14 protein-coding genes are annotated in these 18,955 nt (G+C 71.8%); 11 read left to right on the plus strand and 3 right to left on the minus strand.

Going from position 1 to position 18,955, the window contains the following annotated elements; translation table 11 throughout:
• The first annotated feature begins 323 nt into the window (after nt 1-323).
• The 5 genes from LVO85_RS10845 (at nt 324) to LVO85_RS10865 (ending at nt 4,865) form a co-directional block, all read left to right on the plus strand.
• The gene (locus tag LVO85_RS10845) at nt 324-1,337 is read left to right on the plus strand and encodes a PstS family phosphate ABC transporter substrate-binding protein (protein WP_232747499.1); all 1,014 of its coding nucleotides are present in this window, start codon (nt 324-326) and stop codon (nt 1,335-1,337) included.
• A gap of 44 nt (nt 1,338-1,381) precedes the next feature.
• Nucleotides 1,382-2,350: a phosphate ABC transporter permease subunit PstC gene (gene pstC, locus LVO85_RS10850; RefSeq protein WP_232747500.1), complete on the plus strand. Its 969-nt coding sequence runs from the start codon at nt 1,382-1,384 to the stop codon at nt 2,348-2,350.
• The gene (gene pstA, locus LVO85_RS10855) at nt 2,347-3,273 is read left to right on the plus strand and encodes a phosphate ABC transporter permease PstA (RefSeq protein WP_232747501.1); all 927 of its coding nucleotides are present in this window, start codon (nt 2,347-2,349) and stop codon (nt 3,271-3,273) included. Before pstC ends, pstA begins: the two co-directional genes overlap by 4 nt.
• A 101-nt stretch (nt 3,274-3,374) precedes the next feature.
• Nucleotides 3,375-4,145, plus strand: coding sequence for a phosphate ABC transporter ATP-binding protein PstB (pstB, locus tag LVO85_RS10860; protein ID WP_232747710.1), 771 nt, complete (start codon nt 3,375-3,377; stop codon nt 4,143-4,145).
• A 9-nt stretch (nt 4,146-4,154) separates the two neighbouring features.
• Complete coding sequence (locus LVO85_RS10865; RefSeq protein ID WP_232747502.1) at nt 4,155-4,865, plus strand: winged helix-turn-helix domain-containing protein; 711 nt, start codon at nt 4,155-4,157, stop codon at nt 4,863-4,865.
• 108 nt (nt 4,866-4,973) lie between these two features.
• Here LVO85_RS10865 and LVO85_RS10870 read toward each other — a convergent pair whose 3' ends face one another.
• Entirely contained in the window at nt 4,974-5,582 is a 609-nt protein-coding gene (locus tag LVO85_RS10870) for a hypothetical protein (RefSeq protein ID WP_232747503.1), read from the minus strand.
• A gap of 139 nt (nt 5,583-5,721) precedes the next feature.
• Between LVO85_RS10870 and LVO85_RS10875 the strand changes: the two genes are divergently transcribed.
• Nucleotides 5,722-7,137, plus strand: a complete 1,416-nt coding sequence (locus LVO85_RS10875) for a cell wall-binding repeat-containing protein (protein ID WP_232747504.1) — start codon at nt 5,722-5,724, stop codon at nt 7,135-7,137.
• 228 nt (nt 7,138-7,365) lie between these two features.
• Here LVO85_RS10875 and treZ read toward each other — a convergent pair whose 3' ends face one another.
• Nucleotides 7,366-9,123, minus strand: a complete 1,758-nt coding sequence (treZ, locus tag LVO85_RS10880; RefSeq protein WP_232747505.1) for a malto-oligosyltrehalose trehalohydrolase — start codon at nt 9,121-9,123, stop codon at nt 7,366-7,368.
• A complete protein-coding gene (gene treY / locus LVO85_RS10885; RefSeq protein WP_232747506.1) occupies nt 9,120-11,543 on the minus strand; it encodes a malto-oligosyltrehalose synthase in 2,424 nt (807 codons plus the stop codon). Before treY ends, treZ begins: the two co-directional genes overlap by 4 nt.
• An 85-nt stretch (nt 11,544-11,628) precedes the next feature.
• Here treY and metH point away from each other — a divergent pair, with 85 nt between their 5' ends.
• The 5 genes from metH to LVO85_RS10910 all read left to right on the plus strand — a co-directional run bounded on the left by metH (nt 11,629) and on the right by LVO85_RS10910 (nt 18,949).
• Complete coding sequence (gene metH, locus LVO85_RS10890; RefSeq protein WP_232747507.1) at nt 11,629-15,318, plus strand: methionine synthase; 3,690 nt, start codon at nt 11,629-11,631, stop codon at nt 15,316-15,318.
• A gap of 17 nt (nt 15,319-15,335) precedes the next feature.
• On the plus strand, nt 15,336-16,115 hold the full coding sequence (locus tag LVO85_RS10895) for a methylenetetrahydrofolate reductase (protein WP_232747508.1): 780 nt from the start codon (nt 15,336-15,338) through the stop codon (nt 16,113-16,115).
• Entirely contained in the window at nt 16,115-16,573 is a 459-nt protein-coding gene (locus tag LVO85_RS10900) for a VanZ family protein (RefSeq protein ID WP_232747509.1), read from the plus strand. Before LVO85_RS10895 ends, LVO85_RS10900 begins: the two co-directional genes overlap by 1 nt.
• Nucleotides 16,574-16,745: 172 nt before the next feature.
• Complete coding sequence (locus LVO85_RS10905) at nt 16,746-17,951, plus strand: quaternary amine ABC transporter ATP-binding protein (protein WP_232747510.1); 1,206 nt, start codon at nt 16,746-16,748, stop codon at nt 17,949-17,951.
• Nucleotides 17,948-18,949, plus strand: coding sequence for an ABC transporter permease (locus LVO85_RS10910; protein ID WP_232747511.1), 1,002 nt, complete (start codon nt 17,948-17,950; stop codon nt 18,947-18,949). The genes LVO85_RS10905 and LVO85_RS10910 overlap by 4 nt, the downstream gene beginning before the upstream one ends.
• The last annotated feature ends 6 nt before the right edge of the window (nt 18,950-18,955 follow it).

Consider the following 18,955-nt stretch of genomic DNA (forward strand, 5'->3'; position numbering starts at 1 on the left):
GGACCTCTCGGGGTGGGGGGACGGTGGCCTGTCGGACGCGTGCGGCCGGCACCGATGGCACGCCGGAGCCGCAGCACGTCATTCATAGTCGTGCTACGTGAATGACAGGTGAACTGCGCGGTAACACCACGGTGCCGCGCTGTGGAGACGGTCACAGTCGACCCGCCGCAGCGCCGTGACCTCGTCAGATGGTCGACCTTTCGATGACAGGGCGCCACGGTCCGTTCACGTCGGCGTCACCTGGGAGGGCTTGTCTGTGACTGCTGGTCGCAGCGGCCGGCAGCGGAGCCTCAGTGCCCGCACCCCTGACGAAAGGAAGACTCGTGTCCCTTCGACACAAGACTCTTGCCGGCGCCTCCGCCGTGGCCCTCATGGCCGTGCTGGCTGCGTGCGGCAGCGACGACACCGACGACAGCGCCGCCGACAACGGCGGCGAGGCCGCCGCGGAGGAGGACGCCGGCGGTGACGACATGGAGGGCGGCGCCCTCAGCGGCACCATCACCATCGACGGCTCCTCCACCGTCGCCCCGCTGAGCGAGCCGGCCGGCGAGCTCTTCATGGAGGAGAACCCCGACGTGCGCGTCTCGGTCGGCACCTCCGGCACCGGTGGCGGCTTCGAGAAGTTCTGCAACGGCGAGACCGACATCTCCAACGCCTCGCGCGAGATCTCCGAGGAGGAGGTCGAGGCGTGCGGCGAGGCCGGCATCGAGTACGAGCAGGTCAACGTCGCCAACGACGGCATCGCGGTCGTGGTCAACCCGGAGAACGACTGGGCCGAGTGCCTCACCGTCGACGAGCTCTCGTCCGCCTGGACGCGCGACTCCTCGGTGGCCAACTGGTCGGAGATCAACCCCGACTTCCCCGACCAGGCGCTCACCCTCTACGGCCCGGGCAGCGACTCCGGCACCTTCGACTACTTCACCGAGGCCATCAACGGTGAGGAGGGCGTCATCCGCACCGACTACAACAACATCGGCGAGGACGACAACGCCGCCGTCACCGGCGTCTCCGGCGACGCGGGGGCCATGGCCTTCATCCCGCTCTCCTACGTGATCGAGGCCGGCGACCAGGTCAAGGCCATCCAGGTCGAGAACGAGGCCGGCGAGTGCGTCGCCCCGGACAACGACACCGTGCAGGCCGGCGACTACAACCCGCTGGGTCGCCAGCTGTACATCTACCCCTCGGCCGACGCCCTGCAGCGCGAGGAGGTCGTGGCGTTCCTCGAGTTCTACATCGACAACGGCGACGCGATCGCCGAGGCCGCGACCTTCATCCCGCTGACGGACGAGCAGAAGGAAGAGTCGCTGGCCACGGTCGCCGAGCTGGCCGGCAACTGACCGACACCGATGCACCATCCACCGCACGAGGACCGGGAGGGCACATGAGCACCGCAGCGCCCCCGACCGACCGCACCCGGCCGGACCAGATCGACCTGACCGCGAGCAGCCCGCGGTGGGGGGAGAAGGCCATCGTCGGCTGGCTCTTCCTCTGCGCGGCCTTCTCGGTCCTCGTGACGGTGGGCATCGTCTTCGCCCTCGTCGAGCCCACCCTGGAGTTCTTCAGCCGGGTCTCCCTCGGCGAGTTCTTCTCCTTCGACGAGTGGGCACCCACCTTCCAGCCGCCCGCGTTCGGTGTCGGCCGGATCGTGGCGGGCACGCTCAACGTCACCTTCTACGCGCTGCTCATCGCGCTCCCGGCCGGCCTGGGAGCAGCCATCTACCTGAGCGAGTACGCGAGCCCGCGTGCCAAGCGCATCCTCAAGCCGGTCCTCGAGGTCCTCGAGGGGGTGCCGACCGTGGCCTACGGCTTCTTCGCGCTCACCTTCATCACCCCGATCATCCGGGAGCTGTGGCCGACCTTCCTGCCCGGCGCGCTGGGAGACCCACCCGGGATCTTCTCGGCCGCGTCCGCCGGTCTGGTGATGGGCATCATGATCATACCCACCGTGGCCTCGGTCTCCCAGGACGCCATGAGCGCCGTCCCGGCCTCGCTGCGGGAGGCGGCCTACGGCATCGGCAGCACCCGGATGCAGGTCGCCACCAAGGTGGTCGTGCCCGCCGCGCTCTCCGGCATCGTGGCCTCGTTCATCCTCGGCATCTCGCGCGCGGTCGGCGAGACGATGATCGTGCTCATCGCCGCCGGTGCCACCCCCAACCTGACCCTGCTGCCCAACGAGTCGGTGCTCACCATGACGGCCTTCATCGCCCAGGCCTCCACCGGTGACATCGCCACCGGCACCATCACCTACTACACGGTCTTCGCGGTCGGCTCGCTGCTCTTCGTCAGCACGCTCGTGCTCAACATGATCAGCATCGCGCTGGTCCGCAGGTACCGGGAGGCCTACGAATGACCTCACGCCGCAACCAGATCGCGACCCAGGCGGCTCGTGACGTGACGCTCGCCCAGCTCGACGGCAGCAACCGTGGTGGGCAGTGGAAGGGCGCCGTGTTCAAGGCGGTGCTCGTCCTCTGCATCACCGTGGCCATCGTGACCCTCGTCGCCGTGGTCCTCCAGGCCTTCTTCACCGGCCTGCCCCGGCTGGACATGAACCTCATCCGCAACATGCCCTCCTCGATCGACCGCAGCACCTCCGGGATGCAGTCGGCCATCTGGGGCACGGTCCGCCTCATGGTCGGAGTGGCTGTCACCGTGGTGCCGCTGGGGGTGAGCGCCGCGATCTACCTCGAGGAGTTCGCCGACCGGACCAAGTGGTACGTCCGGCTCATCGAGCTCAACATCCAGAACCTGGCCGCGGTGCCCTCCATCGTCTTCGGCATCCTGGGCCTGGCCTTCATCGTCCGCGGACCGCTCGACCTCGGCTTCGTCGTGTATGCCGGGTCGCTCACGCTGTCGCTGCTGGTGCTGCCCACGATCATCCTGACGACCCGCGAGGCGATCCGCTCGGTGCCCGGCTCCATCCGCGAGGCCTCGATGGCGCTGGGTGCCACGAAGTGGAAGACCATCTGGAAGCAGGTGCTGCCCTCGTCGGTGCCCGGCATCATGACCGGCACCATCCTGGCCCTGTCCCGCGCCATCGGTGAGACGGCGCCGCTGCTGCTGGTGGGCGCCACGGTCTTCGTCACCTACAACCCCGACGGCTTCTTCGAGGGCGCCTTCACCTCCCTGCCCACCCAGATCTTCGCCTGGGCGACCCGCCCTCAGGAGGAGTTCCGCATCCTGGCGGCCGCCGGGATCATCGTCCTGATGGGCGTGCTCATCGTGATGAACTCGCTCGCCATCTGGATCCGCAACAAGTTCACCCGGACCTGGTGAGCGCCGTGACCACCCCCGACCCGCAGGGAGACATCGTGTCCACACCCTCCACCACCCATGCCGACCCGCGCTCGGGCCTGCCGGACGCCCCCTCCGGGGTCATGGAGACCGTGGGCCTGAACGTCTACTACGGCGGCTTCCACGCCGTCCACGACGTCGACCTGGCCTTCGGGAGGAACGAGATCACCGCGCTGATCGGCCCGTCGGGGTGCGGCAAGAGCACGGTGCTGCGCTGCCTCAACCGGATGAACGACCTCATCCCCGCGGCCCGGGTCGAAGGCTCGGTCAACTACCACGGCATCGACATCTACGGCCCCAAGGTCGACCCGATCGAGGTGCGCCGGCGCATCGGCATGGTCTTCCAGAAGCCCAACCCCTTCCCGAAGTCGATCTACGACAACATCGCCTACGGCCCGCGCGTGATCGGCATGCAGGTCGACAACATGGACGACCACGTCGAGCGGTGCCTGCGCCAGGCGGCGCTGTGGGACGAGGTGAAGGACAAGCTCAAGGAGTCGGGCTACAGCCTCTCCGGCGGCCAGCAGCAGCGCCTGTGCATCGCGCGGACCATCGCGACCGCGCCCGACGTCATCCTGATGGACGAGCCGTGCTCGGCCCTGGACCCGATCGCCACCAGTGCGATCGAGGACCTGATGACCGACCTGCGGGAGGACTACACGATCATCATCGTCACCCACAACATGCAGCAGGCGGCCCGGGTCTCGGACCGCACGGCGTTCTTCACCGCCCGTCCGGACGAGACGACGGGCAACCGCACCGGCCTGCTCGTGGAGTACGACAAGACCTCGCAGATCTTCGAGAACCCCAGGGACCAGCGCACCGAGGACTACATCTCGGGCCGGTTCGGCTGAGTGGTCGCCGTGGGAGGCCTGACGCTGCCGGAGGCGGCCTGGCCGTTGCGCGTGCTCATGGTGGAGTCACCGAGCCTGCCCGCGGGGTCGGTCCAGGTGCGGGTGCACGCGCGTGACCTCGAGGTCTGGTCGGTGCCGGACGTGTATGCCGCGCTGCTCGCCCTCGGGGACGACACCCCCGCGGCTGTGGTGCTGCCGACCGACCTCGTCGGCGCCGACCCGGCCCAGGTCACCGCGAGCATCCTGGCCCGGCACGACCTGTCGGTGCTGGTGGCCCTGGCACCCGAGGAGGGCGCGGCCGACATCGCCGGCCGCGCGGTCGAGGCGGGCTGCGCCGGCCTGGTGCCCATCCCCCTGGAGGAGTCGCACCTGTGCGCGGCGGTGTCGCGGGCGGCTCGCCTGGAGCGGGGCGGGCCCGGGGACCGCCTCCTCGTCGGCGGGGTGGTCATCGACCTGGCGGGGCTCACCGTCACCGGTGAGGACGGCACCCGCGTCCAGCTGTCGGGGATGCAGTTCACCTGTCTCTACCTGCTCGCGCGAGCGTGGCCGCAGCCCGTCCGGCTCGACCAGCTGGCCACCCAGCTCGGGCTGGCCGGTGACCACGGCGACGAGCGGGCCAGGCGGCTGGTGGCCCGGCTGCGGCACCACGTCGCTCCGGCGGCCGGTGGGCGGGACCTCGTCGAGAACGTCCGCGGCGTCGGCTACCGCCTGCGGGGATGAACACGTGCCGGGCCGGGAGCGCCTCTCGGCGCGAGGCCGCTCGTAGCGGCGAAATATGGAGCCCGGGGCTTCCGCGGCCCGGCACGTGCGACCCAGGATAACCCGGGCTCACACCAGGGCCCCACTCCTCCACAGGCGGGCGCAGGCCTGCAGGTCCTCGGCGGTGGACTGCATCCGTGCCCCCTGCTGCACCTGCTCGCGCGGCACCTCCCCGGCCGCCCCCGGGTCCGCGAGCCCGACCGCCACCACGTGACAGAAGGCCGCTGCGCGCTCCAGCGCGACCGCCAGGTCGCCGTCGAAGACCCCCTGCAGGATGCGGCGGGTCAGCTCCACCAGGTCGTCGGGGCTGGGCGGCTCGGCGACCCCGGCGATGACCCGGTAGACGTCGGCGTGCGTGGCACCGGCGGAGAAGGCCCTCCCCACCTCCTGAGGGCTGCGCCGCGCCCACTCGTGCAGCAGGTAGAGCCTCCACAGCGCGCCCGGCAGTGAGCGGGCCGGGCGCCCGGACCACATCTCGGCGACCGTCGACAGCCCGACCTCGTCGACGAGCCGGACCAGACGGTCGGTCAGCTGCGGGTCGTCACCGGCCCGCCCACGGCCGACGACGGCCGCAGCGGTGCGGTGCGCCGCCTCGACGATCTCCATCGGGTCCGAGTCCGACGTCGCCCCCTGCAGCTGTGCGGGGTCGGTGAGCACGGGCCTCTGGTGCTTGGTCACCCCCACACGCTACTTTGCGTATCACCACGCGTCCCGCGGCCTCTGCCACACCGGATCGTCCTGTGAGAGACCACGGAACGAGCCACCCCGCCCGGGAGGGACCTCCTCCCGGTTCATCGAGGGAACAGAGGAGCACACCATGTCACTGCCACAGAGACACCGTCGCCGAGGGGTCGCCGTCATCGCGGCACTCGGGGTCACCGGGCTCGTCGCCGCGCCGGCCCTGGCCGCCGACGTCGAGGACGTCGAGATCGTGGGCCAGCAGTTCATCAACGAGGACTGCGCCCGCAACGAGTACATCGTCACCGGCACCTACACCGGCGACACCGACGACGGCGGAGGGTTCGACGACGTCAAGGTCAACGTCTGGGACGACGGCATCCTGAAGGACTCCCGCACCTTCGAGGTGCCGGTCGGCAGCACCGTGGAGGTGTCCAGCTTCCTCACCTTCACCGGCCTCTTCGGCACCGGCGCCCCGGGCGTCGGCATCGTGATCGAGGACATCGACGCCGGGGGCAGCACGGTCAGCGTCCTGTTCAGCCAGGACCCCTTCTTCCCGGAGGACGTCGACGGCTTCTGCGAGGTCGGTGTCGAGCGCATCGGCGGGGCCGACCGCATCGAGACGGCAGCACTCCTGGCTCAGCGCTTCATCGCGGCGGACTCGGTGGTCGTCGCGACGTCCACCGAGTTCCCGGACGCGCTGTCGGCCACCCCGCTGGCCGACCAGGTGGCCGGTCCGCTCCTGCTCACCCGGCCCGGTGCTCTGCCGGCCGACACGGCCGCCGAGATGACGCGGCTGAGCCCGACCCAGGTCTACGTGGTCGGTGGCACCACGGCGGTCTCCACCGACGTCGTCGACGAGATCGAGGCGCTGGTCCCGGGAGCGACGGTCACCCGCATCGGCGGGGACAACCGCTACGAGACCTCGGCGATGCTGGCGAGCATGATCGTCCAGGACAGCAGCGAGGAGGCCTTCCTCGCCAGTGGTGAGAACTTCCCGGACGCGCTGGTGCTCAGTGCGCTCGCGGCCCGCAACAACGCACCGCTGCTGCTGACCCGAGGGGCGTCGCTGTCCGGCCCGACCGCCGCCGCCCTGGCGACGTTCGACTACGACGACCTCCACGCCGCCGGGGGCACCGACGTGCTCGCCGACAGCACGGTGGCCGCAGCCGCGGCCATCGGCGGGGCCACGTCCACGCGCTACGCCGGTGACGACCGCTACGAGACCGCGGCGGAGGTGCTCCAGGAGTTCGAGCCGGAGGGTGACGTCTACGTCGCGACCGGTGAGCAGTTCCCCGACGCGCTGACAGCCGTCCCGGTCGCCGGGCGCACCGACGCCGGCATCGCGCTGTCGCGGCCCGCCATGGTGCCGGCCTCGGTCATGACCGAGATCGAGCGGCTCGTGCAGGGGTCCAGCTCCCCGCAGATCACGGTGGTCGGTGGTGAGACCGCGCTGAGCGCCGACGTCTTCGCACAGCTGGAGGCGATCTTCGACACGACCTCGTTCACGACGGAGGCGCCGCAGACCGACAGCAACCTGCCCGCCGAGGACTGAGCTGACGCACGCACCCCGGGGCCCCGTCGAGCCACGACGGGGCCCCGGGCTGTGTGCCCTGCGGTGCTCGGAACCCGGCAGCCGTCGTGCCGGACTTCCCTGTGAGCCAGGTCACAACATCACGGTGTATCACCGCCGCCCGGTCGCGCTCCTGTGCCGTGACGAAGGGCGGGAGGCCCCGGGACGCCGCGCAGGGGGCGGGGGCCCGGGGCCTGTCGGGGCCGGCGCTCAGGTGCCGAGGACCGCCACGTCGTGTGCGTCGAGAGCGACCTCGTCGGCCGAGACCTGCGCCTGCCCCCATGCGGCCAGCACCTGCCGGCCGGCGACGCGCTCGGGCAGCCGCACGGTCCGGGGCTCCGCCGCCAGGTTGGCGACCACGGTGACCCCGCCGCGGCCGACGAGCAGGACCCCGGACTCCTCGTCGCGCTCCGCCCAGCCCTGCCCGAGCGGGGTGTCGCGCAGCGCCGGCAGCTCACGCCGCAGGCGCAGGAGCGTGCGGTACCACTGCAGCATCCGGGCGTGGCCAGGTCGTGACGGCTCGGACCAGTCGAGGGTCGAGGCCTCCACGGTGCTCAGCGCCTGCGGGTCCGGCACCGCGTCGGACCAGCCGTGCTTGGCGAACTCGCGCGCGCGGCCCTCCCGGACCGACTCGGCCAGCCACTCCTCCTCGTGGGAGGTGAAGAACTGCCACGGCGTGCCGGCCGCCCACTCCTCCCCCATGAAGAGCATCGGCGTGTAGGGCGAGGTCAGCAGCAGGGCCCCCCCGACGGCCGCCAGGCCGGGGGTCGTGAGGTGGCACAGCCGCTCACCGACAGCACGGTTGCCGACCTGGTCGTGAGTCTGCAGCGAGGCCACGAAACGCCAGCCCGGCGTGATGTCGGGGTGCACGACCGCCCCGTGCGTGCGCCCGCGGAAGGAGGAGTAGGTGCCGTCGTGGAAGAACGGGGTGGTCGCGAGCACCTTGGGCAGGGCCTCAGGCACGGCGAAGTCGGCGTAGTAGCCCTGGGCCTCACCGGTGAGCGCCCCATGCAGCGCGTGGTGCACGTCGTCGACCCACTGGCCGTGCAGCCCCAGACCGCCGGTCCCGCCCGGCCCGCGCGGCGCCACCGTGCTCGGGTCGTTGCGGTCGGACTCGGCGACGAGATGGCGGGGCACCCCGGTCTCCGCGGCGACCCCGTCCGCCATCGCCGCGAGCTCCTCGAGCAGCGGCACCGCACGGTGGTCGTGCAGCTCGTGCACGGCGTCCAGGCGCAGCCCGTCGAGGTGGAAGTCGGCCAGCCACATGCGGGCGTTGTCCAGCACGTAGCGCCGCACCTCGTCACTGCCGGCGTCGTCCAGGTTGACCGCCTTGCCCCACGGTGTGTGGTGCTTGGCGGTGAAGTAGGGCCCGAAGGTCGCCAGGTAGTTGCCGCTGGGGCCGAAGTGGTTGTAGACGACGTCGAGCCACACCGCGAGGCCGCGCGCGTGGCAGGCGTCGACGAAGCGGGCGAAGGCCTGCGGGCCTCCGTAGGCCGCGTGCACGGCATACAGGCTGACCCCGTCGTAGCCCCACCCGTGGTCGCCGGGGAAGGCCGCCACCGGCATCACCTCGACCACCGTGACCCCCAGGTCGACGAGGTGGTCGAGCCGCTGGACGGCGCTGTCGAAGGTGCGCCCGGGGGTGAAGGTGCCGACGTGCATCTCGTAGACGACGGCCTCGGGCATCGACACTCCCGTCCAGCCGCCGTCGGTCCAGACGAAGGCCGCCGTGTCGACCAGCTCGGACGCGGCGTGCACGCCGTCGGGCTGGCTGGGCGAACGCGGGTCGGGGCGGGGCTCGCCACCGTCGACGGAGAAGGCGTAGCGCCCGTCGCCCCGCTCGGCCGCGACGCGCCACCAGCCGTCGTCGGAGCGCTCCATGGCGTGTGCCGTGGGCTCGCCCGCGCCGACGAGCACGCTCAGGCTGTCGGCCTCGGGGGCCCAGACCTCGTAGGTGTGAGTGCTCACGCCTGCACCTCCCGCACCAGCAGGGCCACCGGTGCCTCGGTGAACGCCTCGGCCACCGGCAGGCCCGCCTCGTCCACCTCGACGGTGCGCCCCGTGAGCTCGTCGTGCCAGCTGCCGGCGGGGAGGTCGACGAGGTGCTCGCCGAAGCCGTCGACGGCCAGGCTGTGCGGGGCGCGGACCGCGAGCGCGGCGACCGTGTCGCCACGCAGGTGCCCGAGCAGGTGTGGCCCGCCCTGCAGGGGCCGGTAGGACCCTTCGGCACCGAAGGCCTCCGGCATCCGGGCGCGCAGCCGCAGGGTGCGGGCGACGACGAGGAGCTTCTCCTCGTCGAGGGTCTGCGGGTCGTGGCCCTCGTCGAGCCGCCGCAGCGCCGCCTGCCGTCGCGTGTAGTCGACCGGCCGACGGTTGTCCGGGTCGACCAGGGACAGGTCCACGACCTCGGTGCCCTGGTAGGTGTCCGGCACCCCGGGGAGGGTGAGCTGCAGGAGCTTCTGGGCCAGCACCACGGTGCGGATGGCCCGGCGGCTGCCCCACTCGGCGGCGGCGACGGCGTCGTGCAGCGGCCCCGAGGTGCGCGCGGCGTGGGCGACCTCGATGACCTTGGCCTCGTAGTCGGCGTGCGGGTCGACCCAGGTGGTGTGCAGCTTGGCCTCACGCAGGGCCTTGGTGAGGTAGGCCTCGATGCGCTCCTCGCTGATCTCACCGACCCCCAGCAGGGTCTGCGCCACGAGCACGGCGGTCTGCGGGTCGGTCCAGTCCGCGGCCTCGACCGCCCGCCGGCTCACCCGCTCCCACGCTTTGCCGTCCCCCGCGATCGCGATGAGCCGGGCCCGCACGTCCTCCGAGCGCTTGGTGTCGTGGGTGCTGAGCGTCGTCATGCCCCGGGGCCAGTGGGCGGCCTGGTGCCGGGCCCACGCGTGCAGCGGCTCCACGGAGGGCTGCAGGCCGGCTGCGGGGTCGGCGCCCACCTCGTTGAGCGCGCTCAGCCGGTGCCAGCGGTAGAACGCCGTGTCCTCGATGCCCTTGGCCATCACCGGCCCGGTCGTCTGCTGGAAGCGGACCGCGAGGTCGTAGGCGGCCGCCGGGTCGTGGTTGCCCGCGTCGGGGTCGCCCAGCACCTCGCCCAGGGCGGTGATGGTGCCGGCGACGTCGGGCGCCGTCCGGCAGGCCCGGTCGACGGCGTCGCGCAGCCGCTGCGCCGCCTCCGGTGCGGGTCGCCGGGCCGGACGGAGGTAGGCGCGGTAGACGTCGACGGCGACGAGCAGCTCCCGCAGGGCCACCCGCAGGGCGTCCGGGTCCTCACCCGGCAGCACCCGGGAGGCGACCCGGTGCAGCCGGGTGACCTCCGGCGTCAGCAGCTCCTCGACGGCGTCCCGCTTGGCGGTCTCGACGACGTCGGCGAGGTCGGGGGTCCCCCCCGCCCAGGCCCAGGCGTCGGTGACCTCCTCGGCACTGGCCGGGTCGAGCAGGGCCGTCATCAGCGCGGCGTTGGCGTCGTAGCCGGTGGTGCCCGCGCAGCGCCAGTCGGCCGGCAGCTGCTCGCCGTGCTCGAGGATCTTCTCGACCCAGACGGGCGTGCCCGGGCGCAGCCGGTCGGCGAGCATCTCCAGGTAGCCGACCGGGTCGGCCAGCCCGTCGGGGTGGTCGATGCGCAGCCCGTCGAGGACCCCGCCGTGGTGCAGCTCGAGCAGCGTGCGGTGGGTGGCCTCGAAGACGTCGGTCTCCTCCACGCGGACCCCGATGAGCCCGTCCACCTCGAAGAAGCGTCGGTAGTTGAGCACGTCGTCGGCCTCGCGCCACGACGCGAGCCGGTAGTGCTGGCGCGCCAGCACCGCCGAGACGTCCTCGCCCTCGGCGCTGCCGGGGGCGACCGGGAAGACGTGCTCGTGGTAACGGACGACGGGCCTGCCCGCGGCGGGGCCCTCGTCGGCCCGCCCGGTGTCCAGGGTCAGGTCCCCGGCGGCGAGCGCCTCCTCGAACGGCTCACCGAGGACGGGCAGGCCGAAGCACCCGTCGAGGGCGTCCCAGTCGACGTCGAACCAGTGGGCGCGTGCCGCGGAGCGCCCGTCGCGCAGCACCTCCCAGACGGGGGCGTTGCGCCACAGCGGCGCCACGAGCGCCATGTGGTTGGGCACGATGTCGACGACGAGCCCCAGACCGTGCTCACGGCACACCGCCGAGAGCCGCAGGAGCCCCTCCCGCCCCCCGAGCTCGGGGTTGACCTGGGTGTGGTCCACGACGTCGTAGCCGTGCAGCGAGCCCGGCACGGCGGTGAGCACCGGGGAGAGGTAGACGTGGCTCACCCCGAGCTCGGCGAGGTAGGGCACCACGGCGGCGGCGTGGTCGAAGGTGAATCCGGAGTGCAGCTGCAGACGGTAGGTCGAGCTGACCGGGTGGGCGTTGCTCGTGGCTGGGGTCACGTCGCCCATTGTGTCAACCACGCCACCTCAGGTCCTTCGGTGACACCGGTCCGGCCTGCGCCTCCGGCCGAACTATCCTCGACGGATGACGTCCACCCGTGACCGGACCGCAGCCCTGCGCCGGCTGGCCTCCGAGCGGATCCTCGTGCTCGACGGCGGCTGGGGGTCGATGCTGCAGCAGGTGGAGCTCACCGAGGCCGACTTCCGGCTGCCGGGGTGGCAGGGCAACGCGCGCCGGCTGCGCGGCAACTTCGACCTGCTGCAGCTGACCCGCCCCGACGTCATCGCCGACGTGCACCGTGCCTACTTCGCCGCCGGGGCGGACATCACCAGCACCAACACCTTCTCCTCCACGGCGGTCGCGCAGACCGACTACGGCACCGAGGAGCTGGTGCCCGAGCTCAACCGGCAGGCGGCGCGCATCGCCCGCGAGGTCGCCGACGAGTGCGAGGCCGCCGACGGCCGGCCCCGCTTCGTCGCCGGCGCCATCGGCCCGACCAACCGCACCGCGTCGATGTCGCCGGACGTCGAGCGACCCGAGTTCCGTGCCGTCACCTACGCCGGGCTGCGGGCGGCGTACGCCGAGCAGGTGCGCGGTCTCGTCGAGGGCGGGGCCGACATCCTGCTCGTGGAGACCGTCTTCGACACCCTGAACGCCAAGGCCGCCCTGCACGCGGTCTCCGACGTGCTGGCCGAGCTCGACCTGGCGCTGCCGGTCATGCTCTCGGGCACGGTCACCGACGCCTCGGGCCGCACCCTGTCGGGCCAGACGCCCGAGGCCTTCACGATCTCCACCGAACACGTCGACCTCTTCAGCGTGGGCCTCAACTGTGCGCTCGGCCCGGAGGCCATGCGCCCGCACCTGCGGGACATCGCGGCCGCCACCGGGGCGCTGGTCTCGGTGCACCCCAACGCCGGGCTGCCCAACGCGTTCGGCGGCTACGACGAGACGCCCGAGCAGATGGCCGTGACCCTGGGAGACTTCGCCCGGCAGGGGCTGGTCAACGTGGTCGGCGGATGCTGCGGCACCACCCCAGAGCACATCGGCGCGATCGCCCGGGCCGTCGACGGGGTGCCCCCGCGGGTGCCGGGCGAGCGGCCGGCATACCTGCGGGCCAGCGGGCTCGAGGCCTTCACGCTCACCCCGGAGACCAACTTCGTCAACGTCGGCGAGCGCACCAACGTGACCGGGTCGCCGAAGTTCCGGCGCGCGGTGACCGAGGGCGACTGGGACGGCGCCGTGCAGATCGCCCGGCAGCAGGTCGAGTCGGGGGCGCAGGTCATCGACGTCAACGTCGACGAGGGCATGCTCGACGGCCCGGAGACGATGACCCACCTGCTCAACCTGCTGGCCGCCGAGCCCGACATCGCCCGGGTGCCCGTGATGGTCGACTCCTCCCGCTGGGAGGTGCTGGAGGCCGGGCTGCAGTGCCTGCAGGGCAAGGGCTTCGTCAACTCCCTCTCGCTCAAGGACGGCGAGGATGCCTTCTGCGAGCGGGCGGCGACCGTCCGTGCCTACGGGGCGGCCGTGGTCGTCATGGCCTTCGACGAGCAGGGACAGGCCGACGACCTGACGCGGCGCAAGGAGATCTGCCGCCGCGCCTACGACCTGCTCACCGATCGCGTCGGCTTCCCGGCCCACGACATCGTCTTCGACCCCAACGTGCTCACCGTCGCCACCGGCATGAGCGAGCACGACCGCTACGCGCTCGACTTCATCGAGGCGACGGCGTGGGTCAAGGCGCACCTGCCGGGGGCGCTGGTCAGCGGCGGCATCTCCAACGTGTCCTTCTCCTTCCGCGGCAACAACGTCGTGCGCGAGGCGATGCACACCGTCTTCCTCTTCCACGCGATCCGCGCCGGGCTCGACATGGGCATCGTCAACGCCGGCATGCTCGGCGTCTACGAGGAGATCGACCCCGCCCTGCGCGAGGCCGTCGAGGACGTCATCCTCATGCGCCGCCCCGACGCGACCGACCGGCTCATCGAGCTGGCCGAGTCCTACCGTGGCCTCACCCGTGACACCGCTCCCGGGCAGGCGTCGGTATGGCGTGAGGAGCCGGTCAGCGAGCGGCTGCGGCACGCCCTGGTGCACGGCGTCAGCGACCACGTGGTCGAGGACGCCGAGGAGGCATACCAGGAGCTCGGCTCGGCGCTGGCCGTGATCGAGGGCCCGCTCATGGAGGGGATGGACGTCGTCGGCGACCTCTTCGGGTCGGGACGGATGTTCCTGCCCCAGGTGGTGAAGTCGGCGCGGGTGATGAAGAAGGCCGTGGCCCACCTGACGCCCTACCTGGAGGCCGCGGCGGTGGAGACCGGCGGGCACACGAAGGGCAAGGTGCTGCTGGCCACCGTCAAGGGCGACGTGCACGACATCGGCAAGAACATCGTGGGCGTGGTGCTGGCCTGCAACGGCTACGACGTGCGCGACCTCGGTGTCATGGTGCCGTCCGAGCGCATCCTGGACACCGCCCGCGAGTGGGGCGCCGACGTCATCGGGGTGTCCGGGCTGATCACCCCCAGCCTGGACGAGATGGTCTCGCTGGCAGCCGAGATGACCCGGCGCGAGCTGGCGACCCCGCTGCTCATCGGCGGGGCGACGACGAGCACGGCGCACACGGCGGTGAAGATCGACCCCGCCTACGACGGCACCGTCGTGCACGTCGTGGACGCCAGCCGGGCCGTCGGCGTGGTGGCCGACGCGCTGGGCCGCGAGCAGGCCCTGCGGGCCCGGGTCGCCGGGCAGTACGACGAGCTGCGTGCGCGGCACGCCGACCGGGCGGTCAGCCTGGTGCCTCTCGAGCAGGCGCGTGCCGACACCCGGGCGGTCAGCGACCCCGTGCAGGTCGTGCCCCGGCAGCTGGGACGGCAGGTGGTCGAGCCGTCCCTCGCCGAGATCGCCGAGGTCATCGACTGGACCCCGTTCTTCACCGCGTGGGAGATGCGCGGCTCCTACCCGCGGATCCTCGACGACCCCGGCCAGGGCGAGCACGCCCGCCAGCTGTTCGCCGAGGGCCGGACCCTGCTGGACCAGATCGTCGCCGAGGGACTGCTGCGCGCACGCGGCGTGTTCGCGCTGTGGCCCGCGCACCGGTGCGGTGACGACATCGTGCTCGACCTCCCCGCGACCGACGCGCCCTCCGCGCGCGGCGGGCCGGGCCCACCCGGAGCGCACCCCGGCCCGGTGCTGCACACCCTGCGCCAGCAGAAGACCCGGCCCGGGGGCGGGTATGCCGCGCTCGCCGACTTCGTCGCACCCCGAGACGACCACGTCGGCGGCTTCGCCGTGTGCATCCACGGCGCCGACGAGCTCGCCGCACGGCACCGGGCCGAGCACGACGACTACACGGCGATCATGGTGCAGGTGCTGGGTGACCGGCTCGCCGAGGCCTTCGCGGAGTGGCTGCATCGCCACGTGCGCACCACGGCGTGGGGCTACGCGGCGGGCGAGGAACTGCCGGTGGCCGACCTGGTCAAGGAGCGCTACGACGGCATCCGCCCGGCCCCGGGCTACCCCGCCCAGCCCGACCACACCGAGAAGCGGGTGCTGCTCGACCTGCTCGGCGCCGACGAGATCGGCATGGGCCTGACCGAGTCGTGCGCGATGACCCCGGGGTCGGCGGTGTCGGGGCTCTACCTGTCCCACCCGCAGGCGCGCTACTTCGCCCTGGGCCGGATCGGGCGCGACCAGGTCGAGGACTACGCCGCCCGCAAGCAGATGACGGTGGAGGAGGCCGAGCGCTGGCTCGCCCCCCACCTGGCCTACACCCCGTGAGCAGCACAATGAGCCCCGTGAGCAAGGCCCGGACCACCCGCATCTCCGTCGAGCTCGTGCCGCGCAGCGTGCACTCGGTGGCCTCGGAGGTGGCCACCATCCGCGAGCACCTCCCGCACGTCGACACCGTCAACGTGCCCGACCTGATGAAGTTCTCGCTGCACAGCTGGGACGCCTGCGCGCTCGCCCGGCAGGTCAGCGCCGCCCCCGGGTGCCCGGCATACCGTGCGATCCCGCACCTGCGCGCCCAGGACCTCAACCCCGAGGCCGCCCTGCCGATGGCGCGGGCCCTCGACGAGGCCGAGATCGACGAGGTGCTCGTCATCACCGGCGACGCCCCCACCGGCTTCTCCGTGCGCACCTACGACGTGCACACGGTCGACGCCATCACGCGGCTGCGCAGGGAGCTGCCCGACCTGACGATCTACGCCGGGCTCGACCCCTACCGGCAGGCCATGGTCACCGAGCTCGACTACGCCCGTCGCAAGCTCGACGCCGGAGCGGTCGGCTTCTTCACCCAGCCGTTCTTCGACACCGCCCTGATGCAGACCTGGTCATCGCTGGTCTCCCCCGACATCCCCATGTGGTGGGGGGTCACCACGGTGACCTCCCCCGGGTCGCACGCCTACTGGCGCCAGCGCAACCAGGTCGTCTTCCCCTCCGACTTCGAGCCCACGCTGGAGTGGCACCGTGCCCTGGCCCGCCGGGCCGTGGACTTCGCCCGGGCCCGCGAGGACAACGTCTACCTCATGCCGGTGCGGGTCGACGTGCGCTCCTACCTGGAGGGCATCGTCTGATGCCGCGGCGCGCCCCGCGGCCGTGGTGGGCGTATGCCGTGCTGGTGGCCTACCTCGCGGGGCTGCTCGTGCTGGTCCTGTGGCCGGAGGGGTCCCTGCTCTTCCGGCTGCAGCTGCAGCTGGGCGAGTGGATGTGGACGGTGGTGCCCTACTCCTGGATGCCCTTCGGACGGCTCTCGTTCGTGCTGAACGCCCTGGTGGCGGTGCCGGCCGCCGCCCTGGCCACGGTCCTGCTGCCGCGCTCCCGATGGTGGCACTGGGCCCTGCTCGCGGGGGTGCTCAGCGTGGGTGTGGAGCTGGTGCAGTGGCGCTACCTGCCGGAGCGCTCGCCGGAGCTGTCCGACGTCGTGGCCAACACCCTCGGCGCCGGCGCGGGTGCCCTGCTCGGGCGGCGGTGGCGCTCGGGCAGCCACCAGCAGACGGGTGCGTCCGACCCCGTGAACAGCACAGATCCATAACGATCTGCACAAGAAGGTCGTGGTTCGGGGTCAACAGTTGGTAAAGTCAGTGAATGAGACCTCGGCCGTGCCGAGAGCTGCGGTGCTTTTACCACTGATGACCGGGACGACCCAGATGGTCGTCCGGAAGTGCTGGGCCGAGGAGCCAACCTGTAGTCGACCCAGGAGAACTGTGCCCGCTATCGAGGCCTCCGGGCTGTACAAGATCTTCGGCAGACGACCCGAACGCGGTGTCCGCGCCCTCCAGGATGGAGCGACCCGTGCCGACCTCCTCAAGGACGGGCTCACCCCCGCCGTCATCGACGCGAGCTTCGACGTCGCCCCCGGCGAGATCTTCGTCGTGATGGGGCTGTCCGGCTCCGGCAAGTCCACCCTCATCCGCATGGTGAACGGCCTGCTGGACACCACGGCCGGCTCCATCGAGATCGACGGCCACAACATCAGCACCTTGAGCGCCGACGAGCTCCGGCAGGTGCGCCGGCGCAAGATCAGCATGGTCTTCCAGCACTTCGCCCTGCTGCCGCACCGCACCGTCGGTGAGAACGCGGCGTACGGGCTCATGGTGCAGGGCATGAACAAGGCCGACCGGGAGCGCGAGGCCGAGAAGGCGCTGGCCATGGTCGGTCTGGACGGGTGGGGCGACTCCATGCCCGGCCAGCTCTCCGGAGGCATGAAGCAGCGGGTCGGGCTGGCCCGCGCGCTCGCCGCCGGCACCGACATCATGCTCATGGACGAGGCGTTCAGCGCCCTCGACCCGCTCATCCGGCGCGAGATGCAGGACCAGCTGGTGGAGCTGCAGCAGCGCCTGGACAAGACCATCCTGTTCATCACCCACGACCTCAACGAGGCGATGCGCCTGGGCGACCGGATCGCGATGATGCGCGACGGGCGGATCGAGCAGATCGGCACCGCCGAGCAGATCCTCAACGACCCGGCCAACAACTACGTCGCACAGTTCGTGCAGGACGTCGACCGCACCCGCGTGCTCACTGCGTCCTCGGTGATGGAGCCGCCGCCCGCCGTGCTCGGCGCGGAGATGGGTCCGCAGTCGGCCCACAAGCTCATGCGTGAGCACCAGGTGGCGTGGCTGCTCGTGCTCAACCGCGACCGGACCCTGCACGGCATGGTCTGGCAGGACGACGTCGCCGCGGCTGTGAGCGAGGGCAGCGGCCGGCTGCCGCTGCACGACGGCCCGATCGCCTTCGCCGACGCCGACACCCCGTTGTCCGAGCTCTTCCACGACTCGGCCCGGCACCGGGCACCGATCGTGGTCGTCGACGAGCGGCAGCGCTGCCTGGGCGTCATCCCCCGGGTCACCCTCCTCGCTGCGGTGGGCGCGCCGCAGGTCGAGCCCGAGCCCGAAGGAGCACTCGCATGAGCACCACGACCTACGTCCCTCGCATCCCGGTCGGCGAGTGGGTCGAGAGCGGCATCGACTGGCTCAAGGCGACCTTCGACCCGGTCTTCGACCTCGTCAGCGACGTCCTCGACGTGACCTGGACCGGTCTGTCCGACCTGCTCCTCGCGCCGCCGGCCCTGCTGCTCATCGTGCTGCTCGCCCTGCTGGGCGCCTGGCTGCGCTCCTGGCAGTTCGGCGTCGGCGCGCTCGTCTCGCTCGCCCTGGTCGCCTCGATGGGCATGTGGGTGCCGGCGATGTACACCCTCGCGCTCGTGCTCATCGCCACCCTGGTCGGCATCGCCGTCGCGATCCCCGTCGGCATCCTCGCGGCACGCCACCGCTCCGTGAGCAACGTTGTCAAGCCGGTCCTGGACTTCATGCAGACCATGCCGGCCTTCGTCTACCTCATCCCTGCGGTGGTGTTCTTCAGCATCGGCGTGGTGCCGGGGCTGATCTCCACCATCATCTTCGCCCTGCCCCCCGGCGTGCGGCTGACCGAGCTGGGCATCCGCCAGGTGGACGCCGAGACCGTGGAGGCCGGGCAGGCCTTCGGTGCCACTCCCCGCCAGATCCTGCGCGGCATCCAGCTGCCCCTGGCCACGCCCACGATCATGGCCGGCGTCAACCAGGTCATCATGCTGTCGCTGTCGATGGCGGTCATCGCCGGGCTGGTCGGGGCCGACGGCCTGGGCAAGCAGGTCGTCTCCTCCATCGCCACGCTCAACATCGGGCTCGGCGCCGAGGCCGGCCTCTCGGTCGTCATCCTCGCCATCTACCTCGACCGGCTCACCGCCGCCGTCGGCGACTCCGGCAGCCACCCGGGTGCCTTGCGCAACCTGCTGCCGGCGCGCTCCGCGAAGAAGCCCGACAGCGCCGAGGCGACCGCCACGGCCGACGACGCGGGCGCCGAGCCGCAGGCCGCAGCCGCCCGGGGCCGTTCCGCGACGGAGCGTGAGGTCGAGGACACCCACGCCTGAGCACCC

The organism is Ornithinimicrobium sediminis (assembly GCF_021272345.1).
In the GTDB taxonomy this organism is placed as follows: Bacteria; Actinomycetota; Actinomycetes; order Actinomycetales; family Dermatophilaceae; genus Ornithinicoccus; species Ornithinicoccus sediminis_B.